At 62.9% G+C, this 21,157-nt stretch carries 18 protein-coding genes; 8 read left to right on the top strand and 10 right to left on the bottom strand.

Annotated elements, in window-relative coordinates; all coding sequences use genetic code 11:
* Positions 1 to 125: 125 nt before the first annotated feature.
* On the bottom strand, positions 126 to 1,631 hold the full coding sequence (locus GCN74_RS20990) for a peptide MFS transporter (RefSeq protein WP_152258471.1): 1,506 nt from the start codon (positions 1,629 to 1,631) through the stop codon (positions 126 to 128).
* Positions 1,632 to 1,942: 311 nt separating this feature from the next.
* Between GCN74_RS20990 and ppnN the strand changes: the two genes are divergently transcribed.
* Positions 1,943 to 3,313, top strand: a complete 1,371-nt coding sequence (ppnN, locus tag GCN74_RS20985; protein ID WP_034782951.1) for a nucleotide 5'-monophosphate nucleosidase PpnN — start codon at positions 1,943 to 1,945, stop codon at positions 3,311 to 3,313.
* Positions 3,314 to 3,465: 152 nt separating this feature from the next.
* Here ppnN and lysS read toward each other — a convergent pair whose 3' ends face one another.
* The 4 genes from lysS to GCN74_RS28875 all read right to left on the bottom strand — a co-directional run bounded on the left by lysS (position 3,466) and on the right by GCN74_RS28875 (position 7,044).
* Positions 3,466 to 4,995: a lysine--tRNA ligase gene (gene lysS / locus GCN74_RS20980; RefSeq protein ID WP_152258470.1), complete on the bottom strand. Its 1,530-nt coding sequence runs from the start codon at positions 4,993 to 4,995 to the stop codon at positions 3,466 to 3,468.
* Positions 4,996 to 5,013: 18 nt separating this feature from the next.
* The gene (locus tag GCN74_RS20975) at positions 5,014 to 5,715 is read right to left on the bottom strand and encodes an HAD family hydrolase (protein ID WP_152258469.1); all 702 of its coding nucleotides are present in this window, start codon (positions 5,713 to 5,715) and stop codon (positions 5,014 to 5,016) included.
* A protein-coding gene (gene prfB, locus GCN74_RS20970) for a peptide chain release factor 2 (RefSeq protein WP_152258468.1) occupies positions 5,715 to 6,819 on the bottom strand; the annotation gives its coding sequence in 2 pieces (ribosomal slippage) (positions 5,715 to 6,737 and positions 6,739 to 6,819; 1,104 coding nt in all). Before prfB ends, GCN74_RS20975 begins: the two co-directional genes overlap by 1 nt.
* Entirely contained in the window at positions 6,736 to 7,044 is a 309-nt protein-coding gene (locus GCN74_RS28875) for a hypothetical protein (RefSeq protein WP_193317190.1), read from the bottom strand. The genes prfB and GCN74_RS28875 overlap by 84 nt, the downstream gene beginning before the upstream one ends.
* Here GCN74_RS28875 and GCN74_RS20965 point away from each other — a divergent pair.
* The 3 genes from GCN74_RS20965 (at position 7,043) to GCN74_RS20955 (ending at position 12,942) form a co-directional block, all read left to right on the top strand.
* Complete coding sequence (locus GCN74_RS20965; RefSeq protein WP_226939144.1) at positions 7,043 to 9,088, top strand: bifunctional 2',3'-cyclic-nucleotide 2'-phosphodiesterase/3'-nucleotidase; 2,046 nt, start codon at positions 7,043 to 7,045, stop codon at positions 9,086 to 9,088. The genes GCN74_RS28875 and GCN74_RS20965 overlap by 2 nt on opposite strands.
* Positions 9,088 to 9,582 carry a tetratricopeptide repeat protein gene (locus tag GCN74_RS20960; RefSeq protein ID WP_152258467.1) on the top strand — a complete coding sequence of 165 codons (495 nt, stop codon included), beginning with the start codon at positions 9,088 to 9,090 and terminating at the stop codon, positions 9,580 to 9,582. Before GCN74_RS20965 ends, GCN74_RS20960 begins: the two co-directional genes overlap by 1 nt.
* Positions 9,583 to 9,900: 318 nt before the next feature.
* The gene (locus tag GCN74_RS20955) at positions 9,901 to 12,942 is read left to right on the top strand and encodes a heparinase II/III family protein (RefSeq protein WP_193317189.1); all 3,042 of its coding nucleotides are present in this window, start codon (positions 9,901 to 9,903) and stop codon (positions 12,940 to 12,942) included.
* 20 nt (positions 12,943 to 12,962) lie between these two features.
* Here the strand turns inward: GCN74_RS20955 and GCN74_RS20950 are convergent, their stop codons facing one another.
* Positions 12,963 to 13,388, bottom strand: a complete 426-nt coding sequence (locus tag GCN74_RS20950; protein ID WP_152258465.1) for a hypothetical protein — start codon at positions 13,386 to 13,388, stop codon at positions 12,963 to 12,965.
* A 24-nt stretch (positions 13,389 to 13,412) separates the two neighbouring features.
* Entirely contained in the window at positions 13,413 to 14,333 is a 921-nt protein-coding gene (locus GCN74_RS20945; protein WP_152258464.1) for a hypothetical protein, read from the bottom strand.
* Positions 14,334 to 14,698: 365 nt separating this feature from the next.
* Here GCN74_RS20945 and GCN74_RS20940 point away from each other — a divergent pair, with 365 nt between their 5' ends.
* The 4 genes from GCN74_RS20940 to GCN74_RS20925 all read left to right on the top strand — a co-directional run bounded on the left by GCN74_RS20940 (position 14,699) and on the right by GCN74_RS20925 (position 19,516).
* Entirely contained in the window at positions 14,699 to 15,856 is a 1,158-nt protein-coding gene (locus tag GCN74_RS20940) for an ABC transporter substrate-binding protein (protein ID WP_152258463.1), read from the top strand.
* An 85-nt stretch (positions 15,857 to 15,941) separates the two neighbouring features.
* Positions 15,942 to 16,832 carry a branched-chain amino acid ABC transporter permease gene (locus GCN74_RS20935; protein ID WP_152258462.1) on the top strand — a complete coding sequence of 297 codons (891 nt, stop codon included), beginning with the start codon at positions 15,942 to 15,944 and terminating at the stop codon, positions 16,830 to 16,832.
* Between the two features lie 7 nt (positions 16,833 to 16,839).
* Complete coding sequence (locus GCN74_RS20930) at positions 16,840 to 18,783, top strand: ABC transporter permease subunit (RefSeq protein ID WP_152258461.1); 1,944 nt, start codon at positions 16,840 to 16,842, stop codon at positions 18,781 to 18,783.
* A gap of 10 nt (positions 18,784 to 18,793) precedes the next feature.
* Entirely contained in the window at positions 18,794 to 19,516 is a 723-nt protein-coding gene (locus tag GCN74_RS20925; RefSeq protein ID WP_152258460.1) for an ABC transporter ATP-binding protein, read from the top strand.
* A 63-nt stretch (positions 19,517 to 19,579) separates the two neighbouring features.
* Here GCN74_RS20925 and GCN74_RS20920 read toward each other — a convergent pair whose 3' ends face one another.
* From GCN74_RS20920 to GCN74_RS20910, 3 genes are read right to left on the bottom strand one after another with little or no spacing between them, the layout of a single operon-like run.
* Positions 19,580 to 19,900 (bottom strand): DUF2288 domain-containing protein, encoded by a 321-nt coding sequence (locus GCN74_RS20920; protein WP_152258459.1) that lies wholly within the window; start codon positions 19,898 to 19,900, stop codon positions 19,580 to 19,582.
* A 53-nt stretch (positions 19,901 to 19,953) separates the two neighbouring features.
* Positions 19,954 to 20,652, bottom strand: a complete 699-nt coding sequence (locus GCN74_RS20915) for an RES family NAD+ phosphorylase (protein WP_226939143.1) — start codon at positions 20,650 to 20,652, stop codon at positions 19,954 to 19,956.
* Between the two features lie 2 nt (positions 20,653 to 20,654).
* Complete coding sequence (locus GCN74_RS20910; protein ID WP_046682984.1) at positions 20,655 to 21,092, bottom strand: MbcA/ParS/Xre antitoxin family protein; 438 nt, start codon at positions 21,090 to 21,092, stop codon at positions 20,655 to 20,657.
* Positions 21,093 to 21,157: the final 65 nt, after the last annotated feature.

Genomic DNA, 21,157 nt, shown 5'->3' with positions numbered 1-21,157 from the left:
TTTCAGTAATATGGGTGGAGTGGCCGTCGGCCCTGGGCGTATTGTACCGCCCGGCAAGGGGAAAACCGGTGCCGGAATGAAAAACGGCGGCCCGCAGGCCGCCGTTGTCAGCTAGGGCAGAAAACTTACTTCACGCCGTGCATCAGTTTGTTGATCAGCGGTGCGATCAGGAACAGGATCACGCCGGCGCCCAGCAGGGACCAGAAGCCGAAGGTGTAGCCGGACAGGGCCGATTGCACCGACATGCCGCTTTCGCCGCTGACGTGGCTGGCGAAGATGCCCGACAGGTTGTTGCCGATACCGGTCGACAGGAACCAGCCGCCCATGCCCAGGCCCACCAGGCGCACCGGCGCCAGCTTGGTGACCATCGACAGGCCGATAGGCGACAGGCACAGTTCGCCGATCGATTGCAGCATGTACACGGTCGCCAAGGTCCAGAACGGGATCTTGTTGTCGGCGCCAACCAGGCTCGACAGAGCGAAGATCAGCAGGCCGAAGGCCAGCGCATTGCCCAGCAAGCCCAGGCCGAACTTGCGCGGGATCGATGGATTGACGTTGTGGCGCGCCAGGAAGACCCAGACGGCGGCGATGATCGGCGCGAAGACGATGATGGCGACCGAATTGACGGTCTGGAAGTAGGCGGTCGGGAAGATTGCGAAGCCCAGGTCGCGGTTGACGATCTTGTCAGCCAGGAAGGTAAACGAGCTGCCTGCCTGTTCGAAGAACATCCAGAACAGGATGTTGAAGACAAAGATCAGCAGCATGGCGATGACGCGGTCGCGCGCAATTTTACCGTTGCGGATACCTTCGATCATCAGCATCACGGCCAGGCCGACGAACAGCACGGTCAGGACGACTTGCAGTTTTTCAGCGCCGACGGTCAGCAGGAAGTACATCAGCGGGATCACGCACAGGGAGCCGACGGCCACCCAGACGACGCGCATCGGGCTGCCGGAACCGGCTTCCGGTGCGCCGATGCCCTTCAGGGCGCGGCGGCCGATGAAGAACCATACCAGGCTGATCAGCATGCCGAAACCGGAGGCCATGAAGACCATCTTGTAGGAAGGCATGTCGCTGGTGCCGAAGATCGACCCGGCCAGCCACTGGGTAAAGACGGGGGCGACCATGGCGCCCATGTTGATACCCATGTAGAAGATCGTGAAACCGCTGTCGCGGCGCGGATCGGCCGTCGTGTACAGCTTGCCGACCATGGTCGAGATGTTCGGCTTGAACATGCCGTTACCGACGATCATGGTGGCCAGGCCCAGGTTGAAGATGTCCTGGTTCGGTACCGAGATGCAGAACAGGCCGGCAGCCATGAAGATGGCGCCCAGCAGGATCGAGCGCTGGTAACCGATGACCCGGTCGGCGATGTAGCCGCCGAACAGGGCGCCGGCGTACACCAGCGCGAGGAAGGAACCGTAGGTCAGGTTGGCCGCTGCCTGTCCCGAACCGTCGCCGCCGTGGAACTGGGCCACGATGTACAGTACCAGCGCCCAGCGAACTCCGTAGAACGCGAAGCGTTCCCAGAATTCAGTCATGAACAACATCCACAATGGGCTTGGATGGCCCATAATCTGCTTGAACTCGGGAATAACGGCTTCCTTGTTGGGCGTAGTCGCACCGCTCATGCGGTTCCTCCTGAAAAATTATTATAGTCGATCGATAAAACAAACTTATGGAAGCCTGCGGGCGGCGGGGACTCTCATGAAGAACCTCACGCACGGGAATTCCAATAGGCTGGCATTCTAATCTACAAATTGCGCTGAGCGAAGGTTTCCATTCGCATTAGCAAGAATGACTGTTTCATATTGGTCAAACCGGTTTGCAGGCAAGGGCAGCCCAGGCGATTTTGCGGCACCACAGCACAACTAGCCCGACTTGTCGTATATTGCTAGTGCAATACCTTCGAGCATCGATTTTTAAAGGGATTTTTCGCATTATGGAACACGACGTTATCGATACTCTGGTTTCACCGGAAGGCCGCCTGGACGTGCTCTCCAAGACTGAAGTCAATAAACTGCTCGATACCAGCCAGGGCGGCCTGTACAACACTTTCCGCCGCTGCGCGCTGGCGGTGCTCAATTGCGGCAGCACCATCGACGATGGGCGCGCCTTGCTTGAGCGATATCAATCGTTTGAAATTTCCATCATCCAGCGCGAGCGCGGCATCAAGCTCGACATCAAGGGCGCGCCCGCCATCGCCTTTGTCGACGGCAAGATGATCAAGGGTATCCACGAGCATCTGTTTGCCGTGCTGCGCGACATCATCTTCGTCAGCGACGAAGTCACGGGCAACCCGAAATTCGACTTGCAGAGCACGGAAGGCGTGACGGATGCCGTCTTCCACATCCTGCGCAATGCGAACGTGCTGCAGACCCAGCTCAACCCGAACCTGGTCGTGTGCTGGGGCGGCCACTCGATCAACCGCGCCGAATACAATTATTCGAAGGAAGTGGGCTACCAGCTGGGCTTGCGCGGCCTCGACATCTGCACGGGCTGCGGCCCGGGCGCCATGAAGGGCCCCATGAAGGGCGCCACCATCGGCCACGCCAAGCAGCGCCTGCACAATGGCCGCTACCTGGGCATCACGGAGCCGGGCATCATCGCGGCCGAATCGCCGAACCCCATCGTCAATGACCTGGTCATCATGCCGGACATCGAAAAACGCCTGGAAGCGTTCGTGCGCGCGGGCCACGGCATCGTCGTGTTCCCCGGCGGCGCGGGCACGGCCGAAGAGATTCTGTACATCCTCGGTATTTTGTTGCACCCGGACAATGCCGAAATTCCATTTCCATTGATCTTCACGGGCCCGGAAACGTCGCGCGAGTACTTCGTGCAGATCAACCAGTTCATCAGCGACACCCTGGGACCGGAAGCGCAGCAGCGCTACAAGATCATCATCGACGACCCGGAACTGGTGGCGCGCGAGATGCTCGAAGGCATACGCCAGGTGCGCGAATTCCGCAAGGCGCACAGCGACGCGTATTACTTCAATTGGCTGCTGAAGATCGACCACGAGTTCCAGAAGCCGTTCCAGCCCACGCATGAAAACATGCGCAACCTGAGCCTGCACAAGAACCAGCCCACGCACCTGCTGGCGGCCCAGCTGCGCCGCGCGTTTTCCGGCGTGGTGGCGGGCAACGTCAAGGATGACGGCATCCGCTCCATCGAAGAACACGGCAACTTCGAGATCCACGGCGACAAATCCATCGCCGGCCCCATGGATGCGCTGCTGGCCTCGTTCGTGGCGCAGCACCGCATGAAGCTGGCGGGAACGGCGTATGTGCCGTGCTATACGGTTGTGCAGTAAGGTGACTGCCGGGGTCAGACCCGCCGGGGGTATCAGTTCCAATGGAACTGATACCGATCTCGAAGAGACTGACCCCAGGTCTTGCTGTTGGTGTATGAAAAAAGCCGCCTGATCTTGCGATCAGGCGGCTTTTTATTGGCCAGCGTCCGTGATTATTCTTCGCGGCGCAGATGGGGGAACAGCAGGACGTCGCGGATGTTCGGCGAATCCGTGATGATCATCATCAGGCGGTCGATGCCGATGCCGCAGCCGCCGGCGGGCGGCATGCCGTATTCCAGCGCGCGGATGTAGTCGGCGTCGTAGAACATCGCCTCTTCATCGCCGGCGTCCTTGGCGGCTACCTGCGCCAGGAAGCGGGCCGACTGGTCTTCCGCGTCGTTCAACTCGGAGAAGCCGTTGGCGATTTCGCGGCCCACCATGAACAGCTCGAAGCGTTCCGTGATGCCGGCCACCGTGTCGGAAGCGCGCGCCAGCGGCGACACTTCGACCGGGTAGTCGATGATGTAGGTCGGTTCCCACAGCTGCGCTTCTGCCGTCTCTTCGAACAGCGCCAGTTGCAGCGCGCCCAGGCCGGCCGTGGCGAACGGCTTGACGCCGAACTTTTTCAGCTCTTCCTTGATGAATTCCGCGTCGTTCAGCTGCTCCGGCGTGTAGCCGGGCGCGTACTTGTTGATCGCTTCGACGATGGTCAGGCGGTGGAACGGTTTTGCCAGGTCCAGCTCGCGGCCGCCGTAGGTCAGGGTGGCGGTGCCGTGCGCATCGATGGCGGCCTGGCGGATGACGGCTTCCGTGAAGTCCATCAGCCATTTGTAGTCGGTGTAGGCCGCGTAGAATTCCATCATCGTGAATTCGGGGTTGTGACGGATCGACACGCCTTCGTTGCGGAAGTTGCGGTTGATCTCGAACACGCGGTCGAAGCCGCCCACGACCAGGCGCTTCAGGTACAGTTCCGGCGCGATGCGCAGGAACATCTGCATGTCCAGCGCATTGTGGTGGGTGATGAAAGGCTTGGCCGCGGCGCCGCCAGGGATGGTGTGCAGCATCGGCGTTTCCACTTCCATGAACTCGTTCTTTTCCATGAAGCGGCGGATCGACGAGATGGCGGCGGTGCGGGCCTTGAAGGTGCGGCGCGTCTCTTCGTTCATGATCAGGTCGACGTAGCGCTGGCGGTACTTCGTTTCCTGGTCGGCCAGGCCGTGGAATTTGTCCGGCAGCGGGCGCAGCGACTTGGTGATCAGGCGCAGTTCCGTGACCTTGATGGTCAGTTCGTCCGTCTTGGTCTTGAACAGGGTGCCGGCAACGCCCAGGATATCGCCCAGGTCATAGTGGTGCAGGGCGGCCATGGCCGCTTCGCCCGTGAGGTCAAGGGTGGCGTAGATCTGGATGCGGCCGTCGGCTTTCGGGCCGGAAGCGTCCTGCAGGGTGGCGAAAGCGGCTTTCTTGCCCGCTTCGCGCTTGAGCATCATGCGGCCGGCCAGCACCACGTGTACGGGGTTCTCTTCCAGCTCTTCGCGCGTCTTGCCGTCGTACTGCGCGTGCAGATCGGCCGCCTTGTGCTCGGGGCGGAAATCGTTCGGGAAGGCGACGCCTTGTTCGCGCAGTGCGGCCAGCTTGGCGCGGCGCTCGGCGATGATCTTGTTTTCATCGGGTGCGGCGGCTTGTTCTTGGATATCCGTAGTCATGGTGTTCTTCGTTGTAGATTATTGATGATGTGGTGCCAGCGCTGGCGCCACGCTGGCAAACAGTGCGTCGACGTCGAGCGCGGAGAAATCCGGCACGATGGCAATCACGTTGTCGAATGCGGCAAACGCTTCGGCCGGCAGGGTGGTGGTGAGCACCACGGCGCGCATGCCGGCGCGCCGCGCCGCTTCCACGCCCAGGGGCGCGTCTTCAAAGACGATGCAGTGCTGCGGCAGCGCGCCGGCCAGCTGCGCGCCTTTCAGGAACACGTCCGGGTGCGGCTTGCCCCGTTCCACGTCGGCGGCGCCGACGATGGCGTCGAAGCGGTGGCGCAGCTCCAGGCCGTCGAGCGTGAACGCGATGTTTTCGTCCGGCGCGGCGGTGCCCACCACCAGTCCCACGCCGTCCCGGCGCGCGCTGGCGATCAGGGCGTCGAAACCGGCCACCGTGGCCAGGTGCGGGCCATACAGTTCGCGGTAAACGACTTCCTTTTCCGCCAGCAGGCTGGCATGGTCGGCATCCTCGCCCAGGTACTTGGCGATGATTTCGCGGCCTTGCCGTCCCGCCGTGTCGCGGAAAAAGGCGTCCGCATCCAGCACATGGCCGTGGCGTTCAAAGAACGCCAGCCACGATGTCGTGTGGAAGGCCATGTTGTCGACGATCGTGCCATCCATGTCGAACAGGAAGGCCTGCTTTGCGAGTGCCGGAGCGGAGCTGCCCATTACACGCCTTGCTTGAGCGAGGCGGAAATGAAGTCGTCGATGTCGCCATCGAGCACGCCCTTGGTATTGCCCGTCTCGAAGCCCGTGCGCAAGTCCTTGATGCGGGACTGGTCCAGCACGTAGGAGCGGATCTGGTGGCCCCAGCCCACGTCCGTCTTCGAGTCTTCCAGCTTCTGCTGCTCGCTCATGCGCTTGCGCAGCTCATGTTCGTACAGTTTCGCCTTCAGCATTTCCATCGCTTCGGCGCGGTTGCGGTGCTGCGAACGGTCGTTCTGGCACTGCACCACGATGCCGGTCGGCGCATGGGTCATGCGGACGGCGGAGTCGGTTTTGTTGATGTGCTGACCACCGGCGCCCGACGCGCGGTAGGTATCGACGCGGATGTCGGCCGGGTTGACGTCGATCTCGATCGAATCGTCGACTTCCGGGTACACGAACAGCGACGTAAACGAGGTGTGGCGGCCGTTGGCCGAGTCGAACGGCGACTTGCGCACCAGGCGGTGCACGCCCGTTTCCGTGCGCAGGAAGCCGTAGGCGTGATCGCCCTCGACCTTCAAGGTGGCCGTCTTGATGCCAGCAACCTCGCCGTCGGACTGCTCGAGGATTTCAACCTTGAAGCCCTTGCGTTCGCAGTAGCGCAGGTACTGGCGCAGCAGCATCGAAGCCCAGTCCTGGGCTTCCGTGCCGCCGGCGCCGGCCTGGATGTCGATGAAGCAGTTGTTCGGGTCCATCGGATTGTTGAACATCCGGCGGAATTCCATGCTTTCGATGACCTTGCGGATTTCCTGCACGTCCTGCTCGATCGCTTCGAGCGTCTCGTCGTCGCCTTCTTCGCGGGCCATGTCGAACAGGTCGCGGGTGTCGCGCAGGTCGGCATCGGCCTTGGTGAGCGTGAAGACGATGGCTTCCAGCGCCTTTTTCTCCTTGCCGAGGTCCTGGGCGCGCTTGGGATCGTTCCAGACGGTCGGATCTTCTAATTCTTCATTGACTTGCTCGAGTTTCTCCGACTTGATAGTGAAGTCAAAGATACCTCCGAAGTTCGGCTTCGCGGACCGTCAGGTCGTTGAGCAGGGCGGAGATGATATTGATGCGTTCGGCTTCCATAATGTTCTGGTCTTCTATGGTGAAATCAAACCCTGAATTATACGCGAGCGCGGCCCGTTTCCGCTGCCGCCGCGGCGCAATTGCTGCCGCAGGGGGTAATAAAATGGCGATTTTGCTGTATTTGCGACAATATTTTGCCTGCTGCTGCGGGCGTTTTATGGCTTGATGGGGGCTGCCGTGCTGCGTATGATGCTGGCGATATCGTCTTTCCACAGGAATTCTCATGTGCCACCCCCTGCGCCAACTTCCCCGTCTCGCCCTGTTACCGCTGCTGCTGGCCGGCTGCGGCGCCTTGCCGCCCGCCGCCACCGGGCCTGTGCACCCGCTGGCCGCCGCGCCCGCAGGCAGCAGCGCCACCCTGGCCCTGCTGGAGACGACGGACTTGCACGCGAATGTGCTCAGTTATGATTACTACAAGCTGCAGGCGGAACCGTCGATCGGCCTGGAACGCACGGCGGCCCTGATCGCCCAGGCGCGGGCCGAGTTCCCGAACAACCTCCTGCTCGACAACGGCGACACCATCCAGGGCACGGCCCTGGCCGACTACCAGGCATTGGTCAAACCGCTGGCCTGCGACCAGACCCTGGCCATCTACAAGGCCATGAACTTGCTGAAGGTCGATGGCGGCGGCATCGGCAACCATGAATTCAACTACGGCCTGGCGTTTTTGAGCCAGGTGACGGGCAACCGCTTCGACGTCGACAGCGTCGATGCCAGCAAGCCGCGCTGCGCCGGCCCCGCGTTTCCGCAAGTGCTGGCCAACGTCTACAGCGCCAGGAGCGGCAAGCCGCTGTTTGCGCCTTACCACATCATCGACAAGCAGATCACGGCCACCGGCCCCGATGGCCAGGCCGTGACGAGCACCGTGAAGGTGGGCATCATCAGCTTTGCGCCGCCCACCATCATGGCCTGGGACAAGCGCTGGCTGGAAGGCCGGGTCTACACGCAGGGCGTGCGCGAGACGGCGGAAAAATTCATCCCCGAGATGCGCGCCAAGGGCGCCGAACTGGTGGTGGCCATTTCGCACGGCGGCCTCGATGACAGCCCGTATTCGCCCACCATGGAAAACGGCAATTACTACCTGTCGCAAGTGCCGGGCGTGGACGCCATGCTGATCGGCCACTCGCACCAGCTGTTCCCGAACGCCGCCAGCACCGTGCCGCAGTTCAATCTGCCCGGCGTCGACAAGGTCAAGGGGCTGGTCAACGGCGTGCCCACCGTGATGGCCAATTTGTGGGGCAAGCACCTGGGCGTGATCGGTTTGCGCCTGCGCCACGACGGCAGGCAGTGGGTGGTCGACAAGACGCAGACCACGGTGGAAGCGCGCGGCATCCAGAACGCGGACAAGAGTTACGTCCAGCCCGATGCGGCCATCGCCGCTCTGGTGGCCGAGGAGCACGCGGCGACCATCGCCTACGTGCAGACACCGGTGGGCGCCACGGACTTCCGCATGTCGACGTATTTTGCCGACGTGGGCGACGTTAGCGCCATCGAAGTGGTGAACCAGGCGCAAGCGGGCTACCTGGCCGCCTACGTCAAGGCGAACCTGCCGCAGTACGCGCAGCTGCCCGTGCTGTCGATGTCGTCGCCGTTCAAGAGCGGCTCGGCCGGCGTATCCGATTACACGGACGTCAAGGCGGGCAATGTGGCGCTGAACAACGCGGCCGACCTGTATCTGTATCCGAACGCGCTGTACGGCGTGAAGATGAATGGCGCGGAACTGAAGGCCTGGCTGGAGCAGTCGGCGCGGCGCTTCAATACCATCGATGTCAACAAGACCGAGCCGCAGGAACTGGTCAACACGGCCCACCCCAGCTACAACTTCGACGCCATCACCAGCGCCGACGTGCGCTACCAGATCGACGTCACGCAGCCGCCGGGCCAGCGCATCAAGGCACTCAGCTACAAGGGCAAGCCGGTGGGGGCGGACCAGGAATTCCTGATCGCGACGAATAACTACCGCGCCAGCGGCGGCGGCAATTTCCCTGGCCTGGACGGCAGCAAGACGGTGGTGGCCTCGCCCGACAACAACCGCGAACTGCTGATCGCCTACGTCACGCAGGAGAAAAACCTGACGCGCGCGAAAAACGGCTCGGCGCGCAGCTGGACCTTTGCCAGGGCCGCCACGAAGGGCCCCGTGGTCTTCCACTCGGCGCCGAACGTGATCGAGCTGGCGAAGGCGGCCGGCATCGATAACGTCAGGCAGCTGAAGGCTGACGATGGCGCGGGCAAGGGCTTTGCGCTGTACCAGCTCGACCTGTCGATGTGATGCTGGCGGCCTGGCTGCTGGCGGCAGCGCTGGCGACACCCGTGGCGGCTCCGGCGCCGGCAACGGACGTCACGGCCCGGGCCAAGGCGCTGATGCGCGCGGGGACGGCATCCCAGCCGCAGGCGCGCGTCCTGTTCGCGCAGGCGGCGGGGCAGGGCAGCGGTCCCGCCGCCTACTACCTGGGCTTGATGTTCAAGAATGGCATGGGCGGCCCGCAGGACGGCGCCGCGGCGCTGCATTGGCTGGAGCAGGCCGCGCAGCGCGGCGTGGCGCCGGCCATGTTCGTCCTGGCGAACATGCTGCAGGATAGCGATGCGGCCAGGGCGCGCTACTGGCTCGACGGAGCCTGCGACCTCGAGTACCCGGAAGCGCTGCAGCAGAAATCCGTCGCCCTGGGCGAGGGCCGCATGGGTTACGCGCACAGTGAAGAGCAGGCGGCCCTGTATTTGAAAATGGCCACGCACGCGATGGGCCACCGGGCCGCGGAACCGTGAGGGCATGGCCCGGGCATCGAGGGTGGCCTGTTGCAATTTACGTGTAGCGAAGGAATCGTTTATTTTTGATCGGAAATATTAATTCTTCACGATAATTGTTAAGTCTTATATTTTCTTGCACTGGTCGCTCATTTGACGGTCGTTATTGGTTTTTTTGAAAAAATATATGGCAGTATTGCCTGGTGTTTTTTTATTAACTCTATAACTCCGGGAGTACATGTGTACAGTCAAATGCTGAATCAGCAGACCACCTTGGCGAATGCCCGCCGCAGCGGTCTCCCTTTTTTTTCCGGGAAAATGCCACATGCCGTGCTGGGCATGCTATTTCTGCTGGCTTCTTCCGCGATGGCGCAATTGCCCGCGCCTGTCAAACAGGGACATCCACGGCTATTTGCCAATCAGGCCAGTTTCGATGCGCTGAAACCGCAATTGCCGAATCTGCCCGCCGCATTTCCCGCCGCCGGCGGCAGCATCAGCCTGGACTTGCTTGCCAGGCGCAAGGATCCGCTCGATAACGTCAACCAGGCGGTTTTTGGCGAATTCAGTTCGACCCGCAATGCCTTTTTCATCCGCCATGTTGATTCCTACGACGTGCCTGTCGGCGCGGCGGCGGAAAGTATCGGTTTCCAGGTCGGTTTCCAGGTCAATGGCCTGGCCCAGTATCTGTCGGTGGCCCGCGTCGATTTAAAACCCGACGTCTGGTCGACTATCCAATTGTCATGGAATAGCCAGACCCATAAAATCATCCTGAAAGTCAACGGTATTGTCGTGCCAACGGGCTGGAGAACGGTCGACGGCACGGGCGCTACTGCGCCGATCGACTGGAAGGCCGATGGACAAATCACCAGGATTGCCATGCGGCGCAATGAAACCATGCGCAATTTCCGCTTGTTCGATGGCGGCGGGCAGGAATTATGGCAGGCGCCGGCAATGGATGCGCTGCTCAATAATGCATGGTACGACTTCATGGAGCGCGTCAATGGGCGGGTGGCCACGATTCAGGCCTGCCCGCTGATTCCTCCGTCACAGCCCGTACCCGACCTTTGCAACGTGGCCACCGGCAGCCGTGGCACGATTTATGAAAGTGCGCAGATGCTGGCCATGGCATACCGCCTGACGGGCAATGCGAAATATCTGGACGGCGCCCTGAATTACCTGGACAAGCTGCTGGTGACCCCGCCCGTTTCCGGCGGAGAGTGGTCGTCGGGCGGACGGGTGGGCGCCATGGGCATCCTGTACGACTGGCTGTTTGCGGAAATGGGCGCCCGCGCCGTTCCCGACGCCGTGGGCTTCGGCACCTACCGCGACCTGACGGCGCAGAGAATCAAGGAAACCATCGCCGCGGATACGGGCAAGGGCTATGAAAACCTGTATGTCTCGATGTGCGGCTACCAGCCGCTGTATATCACCAGCACCAGCTTTGATTGCAAGAAAAAGCCCGTGTATGAACAGTGGGACCGCAGCGAATCGAAGCCTTCCATTGCCAATTTCTATATCAGCGGCCACCCGTTCAGCGCCGTCAATAATGCCACGGTGGGCTTGCTGGCCATCGTCGACGAGCATCCGGAAGTATTGCCGATGATCGAAACGTCGTATGCGCACTATGAAAAGGGCTTTCTTGCGGCACGCGCCCTGATTTCAGTCGACGGCGGCCACCATATGGGTTTTGCCTATGGCGTATCGAGCATCCCCGAGCGCCTGCTGCTATGGCGCAGCGCGCTGGAAAACACGGGAACGGCGCCCCTGCTGCAGGCCGACTGGCAATCCAGGCTGATTTATCCCTATATCTACGGCTTGCGCCATGACGGCAGCTTTCCCGCCAGCGGCGATAATTTCACGACGCACGTCAGCGGCAGCCTGATCGGACAACTGGCGCTAGGCGCAGTGGCCGATACGGGCGATGGCGTGGCCGGGAAGTTTTATCGCGATCATGTCCTCGCGTCGCGCAGTTCGCACGCCGCCTTGATACTGGAACGGCTGTTGTGGCCCGTCCAGCTGCCCGCGGCTGCGCTGGAATCGCTGGAATTGTCGCGCCATTTCCGGACGTCGGGCCAGGTGCTGATGCGCGATACCTGGGACTATGCGAATGCCACGCTGCTGGAATTCAAATCGACTTCCTTTATCGCGGAAAATCACCAGCACTTCGATCAGAACAGTTTTACGCTCAATTACAAGGCGCCGCTGCTGCTCGACACGGGCTTGTATGAAGAATATGGCAGCAGTCACTGGTGGAATTACTACACGCGCAGCATTGCCCATAACACGCTGTTGGTCTTCGACAGGAATGAGCGTTTTACGCGCGGCGAGAATGAATTCAGCAATGACGGCGGTCAATGGTTCTATGCGCCGAAACAGGGCTATCCGACGATAGAGGAAATCGGCCCGGCGGGAGCGAATGCGCTCGACGGCATTGTCCGCTACGAAAACACGCCGCAATACACCTACACCAGCGGCAACGCAAGCAAGGCCTATGCTGCCAGCAAGCTCGATATGGCAAATGGCTTCGTGCGCAATGTGCTGTTCCTGCGCTCGCCATCGTTCTGGGGCAAGCCCGTCACCGTGGTTTTCGATAGCGTACGCAGCAAGCAGGCCTTGCCGGCCACCTTCCTGCTGCACACGGCAAATGATCCCGTCTCCGCTGCGGCGGGCGTGGCGGCGCTGGGCAACGGCCAGTACCAGCTTGGCTACCAGCCGGGCCAGGAGCGTATCGTCACCGTCCGCAACGGGGGCGGCATGCTGACGGCGCAGACGATCTTGCCGCTCAATGCCAGCGTGCGCAAGGTGGGCGGCGCGCAGGAAGGGGGCAATGGCTGCGCGCAAACGGATCCCGCGACGGGCGCGGCGGCCGGCAACGGCGCCGATTGCCGTTTCACCGTGCGCCGGCGCCAGGCCGATGGCAGCTACCTGTGGCGCAATCAGACGGCGGCGGCCAGCGCGCAGCAATCCTCGTCCGTTGATGTGGGCGCGTGGCGCCTGGAGGTGACGGCGCCCGCCGCGCCGGCCCTGAACGCGCCCGAATACTTCCTGCATGTGCTGGCCGTTGCCGACAATGATGGCGGCGCGGGGCCCGCCGCTGCGCCGAGCGCGGCGCGGCTGCCGGCGGCAGCCAACACGGAAGCCTTGCTGCTGGGCGGGCAATTGCATGCCGTGTTCAACCGCGACACGGCGCCCGCTGCCCGCATGGACTGGGTCTCCAGCCTGGCCAGCGGCGCCGTCATCGCCACGGGGCTGAAACCGGGCGCGCACTATGCCCTGACGGCGGTGCCCGCGGCCAGCGGCTACGCCTGGAGCCTGGTCGAGGCGGCGGCAGGATCAGGCACCCATGCGAGCTCGGACCAGGGTGTGCTGAGCATCGAGTAGGCGGGCGCAGGCCGGCGGACTCAGGCAGTCTGTCCGGCCGCTGCTTCCTTCTTCGGCCTGGCCCGCAGGCTGTCAGCCGCCTCGCCGATGGCGAGCGGGTCGCGCGACAGGATGGCCGCGCCCAGGGCCACCAGCCTGGCCGCCGCGCCGATGGCGGCCTTCACGTCGGCGATGCGCTTGAGCTGTGCCTTGCCCTTGGCGATGGCGCCCTCGATCTCGCCGCGCGCCTGCTGCGCCCCCTCGGCCGCCAGATAAATGCCATACGCGCGGAACAGGGCCACCATCTGGTCCAGGTGGTTTTCATATTGTTCCAGCAAGGTGCGCTCGTCCGGCGTCAGCGCCTCCCGTTCGCGGATGCGCAATTCCAGCACCAGGCTCGATGCCTGCGCCAGGCTGTCGGCGATGGCATAGCTCTGGTCTTTCGTCAATTCGGTCAGTCGGGCCATGGGATTCTCCGGTGGGCCTGCCATTTACCAGCGGGCGGGGGCATAGAAGGCCGCTTGCCGCTGCAGCGTGGCGACGTCGCGTGCAAATTGCGCCAGCTGGCGCTCCAGTTCCGCTTCCTGCAGGTGGTCGAGATTGGCCCGCAGGGCGGCCACGCTCGCTTGCAGCGTATCGACGGCGCTGACATACGCGGCGGCGATCTTTTCCCTTTCCTGCAATTGCCGGCCTTCCAGGTGCAAGCGCGTGCGGACGTAATTGGCGGCCAGCGGTTCGCGCGGCGCGGCCTTGTCGACGGCGCCGCGCAGCAGCTCCAGGTCGCGCAATTCATCCTGCACGCCGGAGCGGTAGCTGCGCTGCGCATACTCCTTGAGCGTGTTGCTGACGATATCGATGGCTTCCTGCTCATCGAGCAATTCGCGCAAGGCCGATGTCTGCCGCCGCTGGGTGGCCAGGCGGCTCAGGTGCGCGCTCAGCTTCATGACCTTGTCCAGCTTGCCAGCATCGAGCAGGGGCGCGTCGGCGCCCGGCAGCGCCAGGCCGCCCAGCGCATCGCCCAGTCCGCCGAGCTCTTCCTTGTAGACGGGCAGCTTGTCGTCGGCCAGCGCCGCCATGGTGTGGGCGTAGCGCAGCAGGACGTCGTTCAGGCCGGCGACGGACACGCTGGCCTGCGCGATCGCGGCACAATCGTCGCGCGCCGCCTGTTCGCTCGCTTGCGCATCGAAACGCTCCGCCAGGATCAAGCGCTTGCGCATGGCCCGCTCCATGCAGCTGTGGACGCTGCCTGCCAGCATGGGCTCGAAGTGCTGCGACATCTTTTGCGTCTGTTCGGCGAAGCTGCGCACGGGCGCCAGGTCGGTGGCGCAGCCGCCCAGCAGCAGGCCCGCCAGCAGGCTGGCGGCAGCGGGGCGCAACACGGTACAAAGGGGATGGTTCGACGGGCGCTGCATATCGCCTCCATGCGGTGGGAGTGGCTGACGGGGCCGGCGCGCACGCGCTGGCATGGCCGACGTTAGCATGCTGGGCAGTGCGAGTATTGCGCCAGATCAGCAGGCCGCACGCTCATCGGGCGCGCCCGCCCCGGCGGCTGGACTGTTGCCGAATGGCGCAGGTGCGCCAATTTGCGCCATATTTTCCTTACAAAAGACTGACAGCGGGCAGGCAATCGCGTCTTTTTGGCATGTTGCGACGCGTCATATGTAGTTGTTGCTGGTGCATGTTTACTCACCTACAATGATTTATCGATGGGGCGGTTATCCAGCGTACGACTATAAAAATAAGTGGCATTAAAAACGTTGTATTACAGGAGATGACAATGAATTTGAAACAGAAATTGCTCGTGGCAAGTTTGGTTTTGGGTTTTTCGCAGGCGGCTGTCGCAGCCGACCCCATCAAGATCGGCGTGTCCGGTCCGTTCACGGGCGGTTCCGCGCCGATGGGCGTGTCGATGCGCGACGGCGTCAAGCTGGCTGTCGCTGAAATCAATGCCAAGGGCGGCGTCATGGGCCGTTCGCTGCTGCTGATCGAGCGCGACGACGAGGCCAAGAATGAACGGGGCGTGCAGATCGCCCAAGAGCTCATCAACAAGGAAAAGGTCGCCGCCACCGTCGGCTACATCAACACGGGCGTGGCCCTGGCTTCGCAACGTTTCTACCAAGAAGCGAAGATTCCCGTCATGAACAATGTGGCGACGGGTTCCATCGTCACCAAGCAATTTGCCGACCAGCCGGAAAACTATATCTTCCGCAACGCCGCCAACGACCAGATCCAGTCGCACATGATCGTCGAGGAAGCCGTCGAGCGCCGCAAGTTCAAGAAAGTGGCGATCCTGGCCGATTCCACCAACTACGGCCAGCTGGGCCGCGAAGACCTGGAAAAAGCGCTGGACAAGAAGGGCATCAAGCCCGTCGTCGTTGAAAAATACAACATCAAGGATGTCGACATGACGGCCCAGCTGCTGAAAGCCAAGCAGGCGGGAGCGGAAGTCGTGCTGACCTACGGCATCGGCCCGGAACTGGCGCAGATCGCCAACGGCATGGAAAAACTGGGCTGGAAAGTGCCGCTGATCGGCAGCTGGACCCTGGCCATGGGCAACTTCATCGATAACGCGGGCAAGAACGGCGACGGCACGCGCATGCCGCAAACCTTCATCCAGGACGCCAGCACGCCGAAGCGCAAGGCCTTCATCGACGCCTATGTGGCTGCCTACAAGCCGTCGGGCGGCCGCATGCCGTCGGCCGTGTCGGCTGCGCAAGGCTACGATTCCATCTACCTGCTGGCCGCGGCCTTCAAGCAGGCGGGCGGCACGGATGGCCCGAAAGTGCGCGCCGCGCTGGAAAACCTGACGGAAAAAGTGGAAGGCGCCGTCACCACCTACAACAAGCCATTCAGCAAGACCAACCATGAGGCGATCACGGCCGACCTGACCGTCTTCGGCGAAGTCAGGGACGGCAAGGTCGTCCTCGCGAAATAAGCCTGGCGGACACCTGCCGCGCCATGGCCAGCCTTGAGGAATCAGGACTGGCCATTTTTTTATCTTCCGTCCTTCGGGGAATACCATGGAAATCTTCCTGCAGCTCGTCTTCAGCGGCATCGCGCTGGGCATGATCTATGCCGTCATCGCGTTCGGCTACCAGCTGACCTTTGCCACGTCCGGCACCCTCAATTTCGGCCAGGGCGAGTCCCTGATGCTGGGCGCGCTGGTGGGCCTGTCGCTGGTGGGCACCATCCACGGCGGCCCCTACATGAGCTATCTGCTGATGATCCCCATCGTCATCGCCTTCGGCGCCCTGCAGGGCGTGTTCGTCGAGTGGATAGGCGTGCGGCCCGCCATCAAGATCAAGTCCGAATTCGGCTGGATCATGTCGACCATCGCGCTGGCCATCATCTTCAAGAACGTGGCGGAAAATATCTGGGGCAAGGATGACCTGACCTTCCCGTCGCCACTGTCGGCCGCGCCATTCAAGGTGCTGGGCGCGAACGTGCAGCCGATGCAGGTGGCCGTCATCGTGGGCGCGCTGGCCATCATGCTGGCCGTGGAAGTGTTCAACCGCAAATCGATCTACGGCAAGGCCGTGGTGGCCACGGCCAACGACCGCGACGCGGCCGGTTTGATGGGCATCAACACGGGCATGGTCATCACCTTTTCGTATGCGCTGTCGTCGGCCACGGCCGCCTTTGCGGGCGTGCTGGTGGCGCCTTTGACACTGACGGGCGCCACCATGGGCGCCTCGCTGGGCCTCAAGGCCTTTGCCGTGGCCATCATCGGCGGCCTGACCTCGGGCGTGGGCGCCATCGTCGGCGGCCTGATACTGGGCATCGCCGAGACGACCACCGGCTACTACATCTCCACGGGCTACAAGGAAGTGCCGGGCCTGCTGCTGTTGCTGCTGGTGCTGGCCATCAAGCCGTCCGGCCTGTTCGGCAAAGCCGCGATCAAGAAAGTCTGAGGATCACATGAACAAGAAAATCACCATGCTGGCGCTGAGCGCGGCGGGCCTGGCCGCGCTCGTGCTGTTCCCCATCGTCATCCCCAACCCATACTACATCCACCTGGCCGAGACCATCCTGATCTACGCCATCCTGCTGTTCGGCCTCGATATCGTCGTCGGCTACACGGGGCAGGTATCGCTGGGCCACGCGGGCCTGTTCGGCATCGGCTCGTACGCCACGGGCGTGCTGGTGTTCAAGCTGGGCTTGCCGTTCTGGCTGGCCATCCCCGCCAGTATCGCGGGCGCGGCCGTGTTCGGCGCCATCCTGGCCTTGCCGGCCCTGCGCGTGACGGGACCCTACCTGGCCATGGTGACCCTGGCCTTCGGCACCATCGTGCAAATCCTGATCAATGAAATGAGCTTCCTGACGGAAGGGCCGATGGGCATCAAGATCCACAAGCCCGTCCTGTTCGGCCACAAGCTCTCCGAGGTCGAGTATTACTACATGGTCGCCGCGCTGCTGGTCATTTCGCTCGTCGTCGTGCACCGCATCCTGAAGTCGAACCTGGGACGGGCCTTCGAAGCCTTGCGCGACAGTCCCATCGCCTCCGACTGCATGGGTGTCTCCGTGTACCGCTACAAGGTCTACGCCTTCGTCATCAGCGCCGGCTTCGCGGGCCTGGCGGGCAGCCTGTATGCGTATTCGGAAGAATATATTTCGCCCAATACCTACAACTTCGAGCTGACGATCCTGTTCCTGCTGGCCGTCATCATGGGCGGACGCAAGACGCGCTCGGGCGCGCTGATCGGCGCCCTGATCGTCGTCATGCTCCCCAGCCTGCTGTCGGACATCGAGTTGTTCCGCAAGATCGCCGTCGCCGCCGCCGTGCTGGGCGTGATCGGTTCCATCTTCATGCTGGCCAGGAAGCGCGCCACTCTGCGCGGCGTGCTCGTGCCCCTGGTGGCCACCATCGGCCTGGCCGCGTTTTCCTACCGGCTGGAGAACATGGTCGACTGGCGGCTGACCATCTTCGGCCTGATGACCCTGTTCGTCGTGTACTACCTGCAGGACGGCATCGTGGGCTTTTTGATGAGCTTTATCGGCAAGGGCAGGGGCCATGTGCAGGCCGTCGCCTCGCACGGCGTGGCGCCGTTCGACCACGCCCAGGGCGGGCAGCTGGGCGCGACGCTGCTGCGCGTGGACCAGGCACTGATGCAGTTCGGCGGCCTGAAAGCGCTGAACCAGGTGGACCTGAACGTCGCGCAGGGCTCCGTGCACGGCTTGATCGGGCCGAACGGCTCGGGCAAGAGCACGATGATGAACGTGCTGACGGGGATCTACAAGCCGACGGCGGGCAAGGTGGAATTTGCCGACGCCGTGATCTCCGGCCGCACGCCGTCCGAGATCGCGCTGGGCGGCGTGGCGCGCACCTTCCAGAACGTGCAGCTGTTCGGCGAGATGACGGCCACGGAAAACGTGCTGGTGGGCCTGCACAACACGTTCAAGTCGAACGTGCTGGACGTGATGCTGCATACGCCCCGCTACAAGCGGGAAGAAGCGGCGGCGCGCGAGCGGGCCGCCAGCATCCTCGAATTCGTGGGCCTGGCCGACCTGGCCAACGAAGAGGCGCGCAATCTGCCGTATGGCAAGCAGCGCTTGCTGGAAATCGGCCGCGCGCTGGGCCTGAACCCGCGCCTGCTGCTGCTCGACGAGCCGGCGGCGGGCCTGACGGCGCCCGACATCAAGGAGCTGATGGCCATCATCCGCAAGATCCGCGAGCACGGCATCACCATCATCCTGATCGAGCATCACATGGACGTGGTGATGGCCCTGTCGGACGTGGTGACGGTGCTGGACTTCGGCCAGAAGATCGCCGAAGGCGCACCCGCGCTTGTCCAGAGCGATCCGAAAGTGATCGAAGCCTACCTGGGCGGCAGCGCCGACACCCTGAGCCCTGCGGCGCACTGAGAGGAAGACCATGCTGACCATTAACAATCTGCACGCCGCCTACGGCAAAGTCGAAGTCCTGCACGGCATTTCGCTCGACGTCCCGAAGGGCAAGCTGGTGACCCTGATCGGCTCGAACGGGGCCGGCAAGACCACCACCATGCGGGCCATTTCCGGCATGCTCAAACCCAGGTCGGGCAGCGTCACCCTGGGCGGCCAGGACGTCACGGGCCTCGATTCGCACAAGATCGCGCGCGCCGGCCTGGCCCATTCGCCGGAAGGGCGGCGCGTGTTCGCCTCGATGTCGGTGACGGACAACCTGCTGCTGGGCGCTTTCCCCCGCTTCACGCGGTCGCGCCCGAAAGGCGACATCAAGGGCGACCTGGACAGGGCCCTGGAGCTGTTCCCCCGCCTGAAGGAACGGCGCGACCAGCTGGCCGGCACCCTGTCGGGCGGCGAACAGCAGATGCTGGCCATGGCCCGCGCCGTGATGCTGAACCCGGAAGTGATCCTGCTGGACGAACCGTCGATGGGCCTGGCGCCCATCCTGGTGGAAGAAGTCTTCCGCATCATCACGCGCCTGAAAGCGGAAGGCGTGACCATGCTGCTGGTGGAGCAATTCGCCGCCGCCGCCCTGAACGTGGCCGATTACGGCTACGTGCTGGAAAACGGCAGCATTTCCGTGCATGGCCCGGCGGAGAGCTTGAAGACGGATCCGAAGGTGATCGCGGCTTACCTGGGCGGCGGCCACTGACGCGGCCTGGCGCATTGTCAACTTGTTACGCTGCGCCTGCTGCCCGGGCCCAGCGTGCTGGCATCAGTGTTTGGTGGGCTTTTCCTGCTGCACCAGAATGAACGGGCTGACGACGACGGCCCACAGGGACGCGTCGGCCGCCTGCCAGTCCAGCGCCTGCTGGTCCGACACCTTGGCCACCTTGCCATCGGCCATCCATCGGCTGATCGTCGCCTTGTCGTCGTGCGAGATGCGCACGGCCACTTCGACCAGGTCCAGCTCATTGGCGACCCAGACGACATTGCCCTGGGCGAAATGTTTTTCCAGTTCGCTCCAGGCCAGGCGGGCCGTTTCGCTGTTTACTTTGAGGCGCAGTTCGGTGTCTTTTTCAGGATTGGTTTGCATGCGAAATATCAATGTTCGGTGAGTCGGCTGCCCTTGCGCGCGGCGGGTTTGCCTTACAGGGCTTCCACGCGCGGCGTCGGCGTACCCTGCCATGTTAACCGATAGGCGGCGCCTTTGCGAACATTGCCCACGAGGGCAGGGCGGAAGCAGGCCAGGTTGGTGCCGCCTGCCTGCCGCACGCTGGGGAAGATCACGCCCATGGAGCCCGCTTCGAGCAGCACGGCGGCCAGGTCTTGCGAGGCGATGTAGCTGGCCGGGTCCAGGCAGGCGGCATAGCGCTGCTGGCCGCGCAGGTCGTGGAAGCTGGCGGAAAAATCGGCCAGCAGCGACTGGTAGTTGACGCTGTCGTCGAAATAGTCGATTTCCTGGTATTCCACGGTCTTGTGGAAGATGATTTCGGCCAGCGCCGTTTTCATGTCGAAGGCGCAATACCAGGCACCCCGTTCCCCATCGTTGAAACGCGCCCCTTCCGGGCGGGCATACGTGTAGGCGGCATTGATGATGCGGAAGTGCGGCACGCCAAAAACCAGCTCGTCCACGCCAATTCCTGGCGCGCCGCCGTACTCCGCCACCAGGCGCGCGTTGGTCGCGTTATCGAGCTCGAACAGCTCGCGCAGGTGCTCGTCGTCTTCGGCCAAGGGCGCCAGCACGGAGTCTTCCATGTCGGCGAAGCGCGAGGGAATCAGGCGGCAGGTGTCGATCTGGCGCAAGGCGGCCAGCGGCGGCAGGTGCTCAGTGGAAGCGGCGGCCAAGATCACAGCCCTCCGCGGCGCGCATCGAGCAGCTTGCGCACCGTCTGCATGGCCAGCAAGCCGCCGGCCAGCATCTGCGACAGGGGCGTGCGCCCGCCGAAGATGGGATTCTTGTTGGGCAAACTTACCCATTCGTCGGCCAGCTTGTCGCCGTACAGGATGTGCAAGGCCTTGTAGATGCCCAGCAAATAGGAAATGCGCGTGATGCGGTCCACTTCCAGCACGCGGTCCGGGTGCTTCTTCCACTCGTAGTAGGCGCTGCTGGACAGGCCGCCCAGCAATTCGCGCGCATCGTCGTCGCGCAGTTTCCAGGCGGCGGCCAGCTTGAAAAACCCTTTCAGGGCCGCCTGCGACAAGCGCTCGCGCTCGGCTTTGGCGTTCAGGTCGACGAGCACGGCCGGTTCGAAGCGGCTTTTCGGGTAGGCGTAGGCGAGATTCATGGCGTGTCCTTGTGTAAAACTCTGTTTATGGACTAGTTATACTCCTTTTCCGGATTTTCCGCAAC

The sequence above is a fragment of the Janthinobacterium sp. FT14W genome (assembly GCF_009208755.1).
Classification (GTDB): Bacteria; Pseudomonadota; Gammaproteobacteria; order Burkholderiales; family Burkholderiaceae_D; genus Janthinobacterium; species Janthinobacterium violaceinigrum.
Note: the sequence above shows the minus strand (reverse complement) of the source record. Positions and strands in the feature narration are given on the sequence as shown.

Coding starts and splice junctions, on each gene's coding strand:
- GCN74_RS20990 (WP_152258471.1), bottom strand. CDS start 1,631: ATGAGCGGTGCGACTACGCCCAACAAGGAAGCCGTTATTCCCGAGTTC.
- ppnN (WP_034782951.1), top strand. CDS start 1,943: ATGGAACACGACGTTATCGATACTCTGGTTTCACCGGAAGGCCGCCTG.
- lysS (WP_152258470.1), bottom strand. CDS start 4,995: ATGACTACGGATATCCAAGAACAAGCCGCCGCACCCGATGAAAACAAG.
- GCN74_RS20975 (WP_152258469.1), bottom strand. CDS start 5,715: ATGGGCAGCTCCGCTCCGGCACTCGCAAAGCAGGCCTTCCTGTTCGAC.
- GCN74_RS20965 (WP_226939144.1), top strand. CDS start 7,043: ATGTGCCACCCCCTGCGCCAACTTCCCCGTCTCGCCCTGTTACCGCTG.
- GCN74_RS28875 (WP_193317190.1), bottom strand. CDS start 7,044: ATGAGAATTCCTGTGGAAAGACGATATCGCCAGCATCATACGCAGCAC.
- GCN74_RS20960 (WP_152258467.1), top strand. CDS start 9,088: ATGCTGGCGGCCTGGCTGCTGGCGGCAGCGCTGGCGACACCCGTGGCG.
- GCN74_RS20955 (WP_193317189.1), top strand. CDS start 9,901: ATGCTATTTCTGCTGGCTTCTTCCGCGATGGCGCAATTGCCCGCGCCT.
- GCN74_RS20950 (WP_152258465.1), bottom strand. CDS start 13,388: ATGGCCCGACTGACCGAATTGACGAAAGACCAGAGCTATGCCATCGCC.
- GCN74_RS20945 (WP_152258464.1), bottom strand. CDS start 14,333: ATGCAGCGCCCGTCGAACCATCCCCTTTGTACCGTGTTGCGCCCCGCT.
- GCN74_RS20940 (WP_152258463.1), top strand. CDS start 14,699: ATGAATTTGAAACAGAAATTGCTCGTGGCAAGTTTGGTTTTGGGTTTT.
- GCN74_RS20935 (WP_152258462.1), top strand. CDS start 15,942: ATGGAAATCTTCCTGCAGCTCGTCTTCAGCGGCATCGCGCTGGGCATG.
- GCN74_RS20930 (WP_152258461.1), top strand. CDS start 16,840: ATGAACAAGAAAATCACCATGCTGGCGCTGAGCGCGGCGGGCCTGGCC.
- GCN74_RS20925 (WP_152258460.1), top strand. CDS start 18,794: ATGCTGACCATTAACAATCTGCACGCCGCCTACGGCAAAGTCGAAGTC.
- GCN74_RS20920 (WP_152258459.1), bottom strand. CDS start 19,900: ATGCAAACCAATCCTGAAAAAGACACCGAACTGCGCCTCAAAGTAAAC.
- GCN74_RS20910 (WP_046682984.1), bottom strand. CDS start 21,092: ATGAATCTCGCCTACGCCTACCCGAAAAGCCGCTTCGAACCGGCCGTG.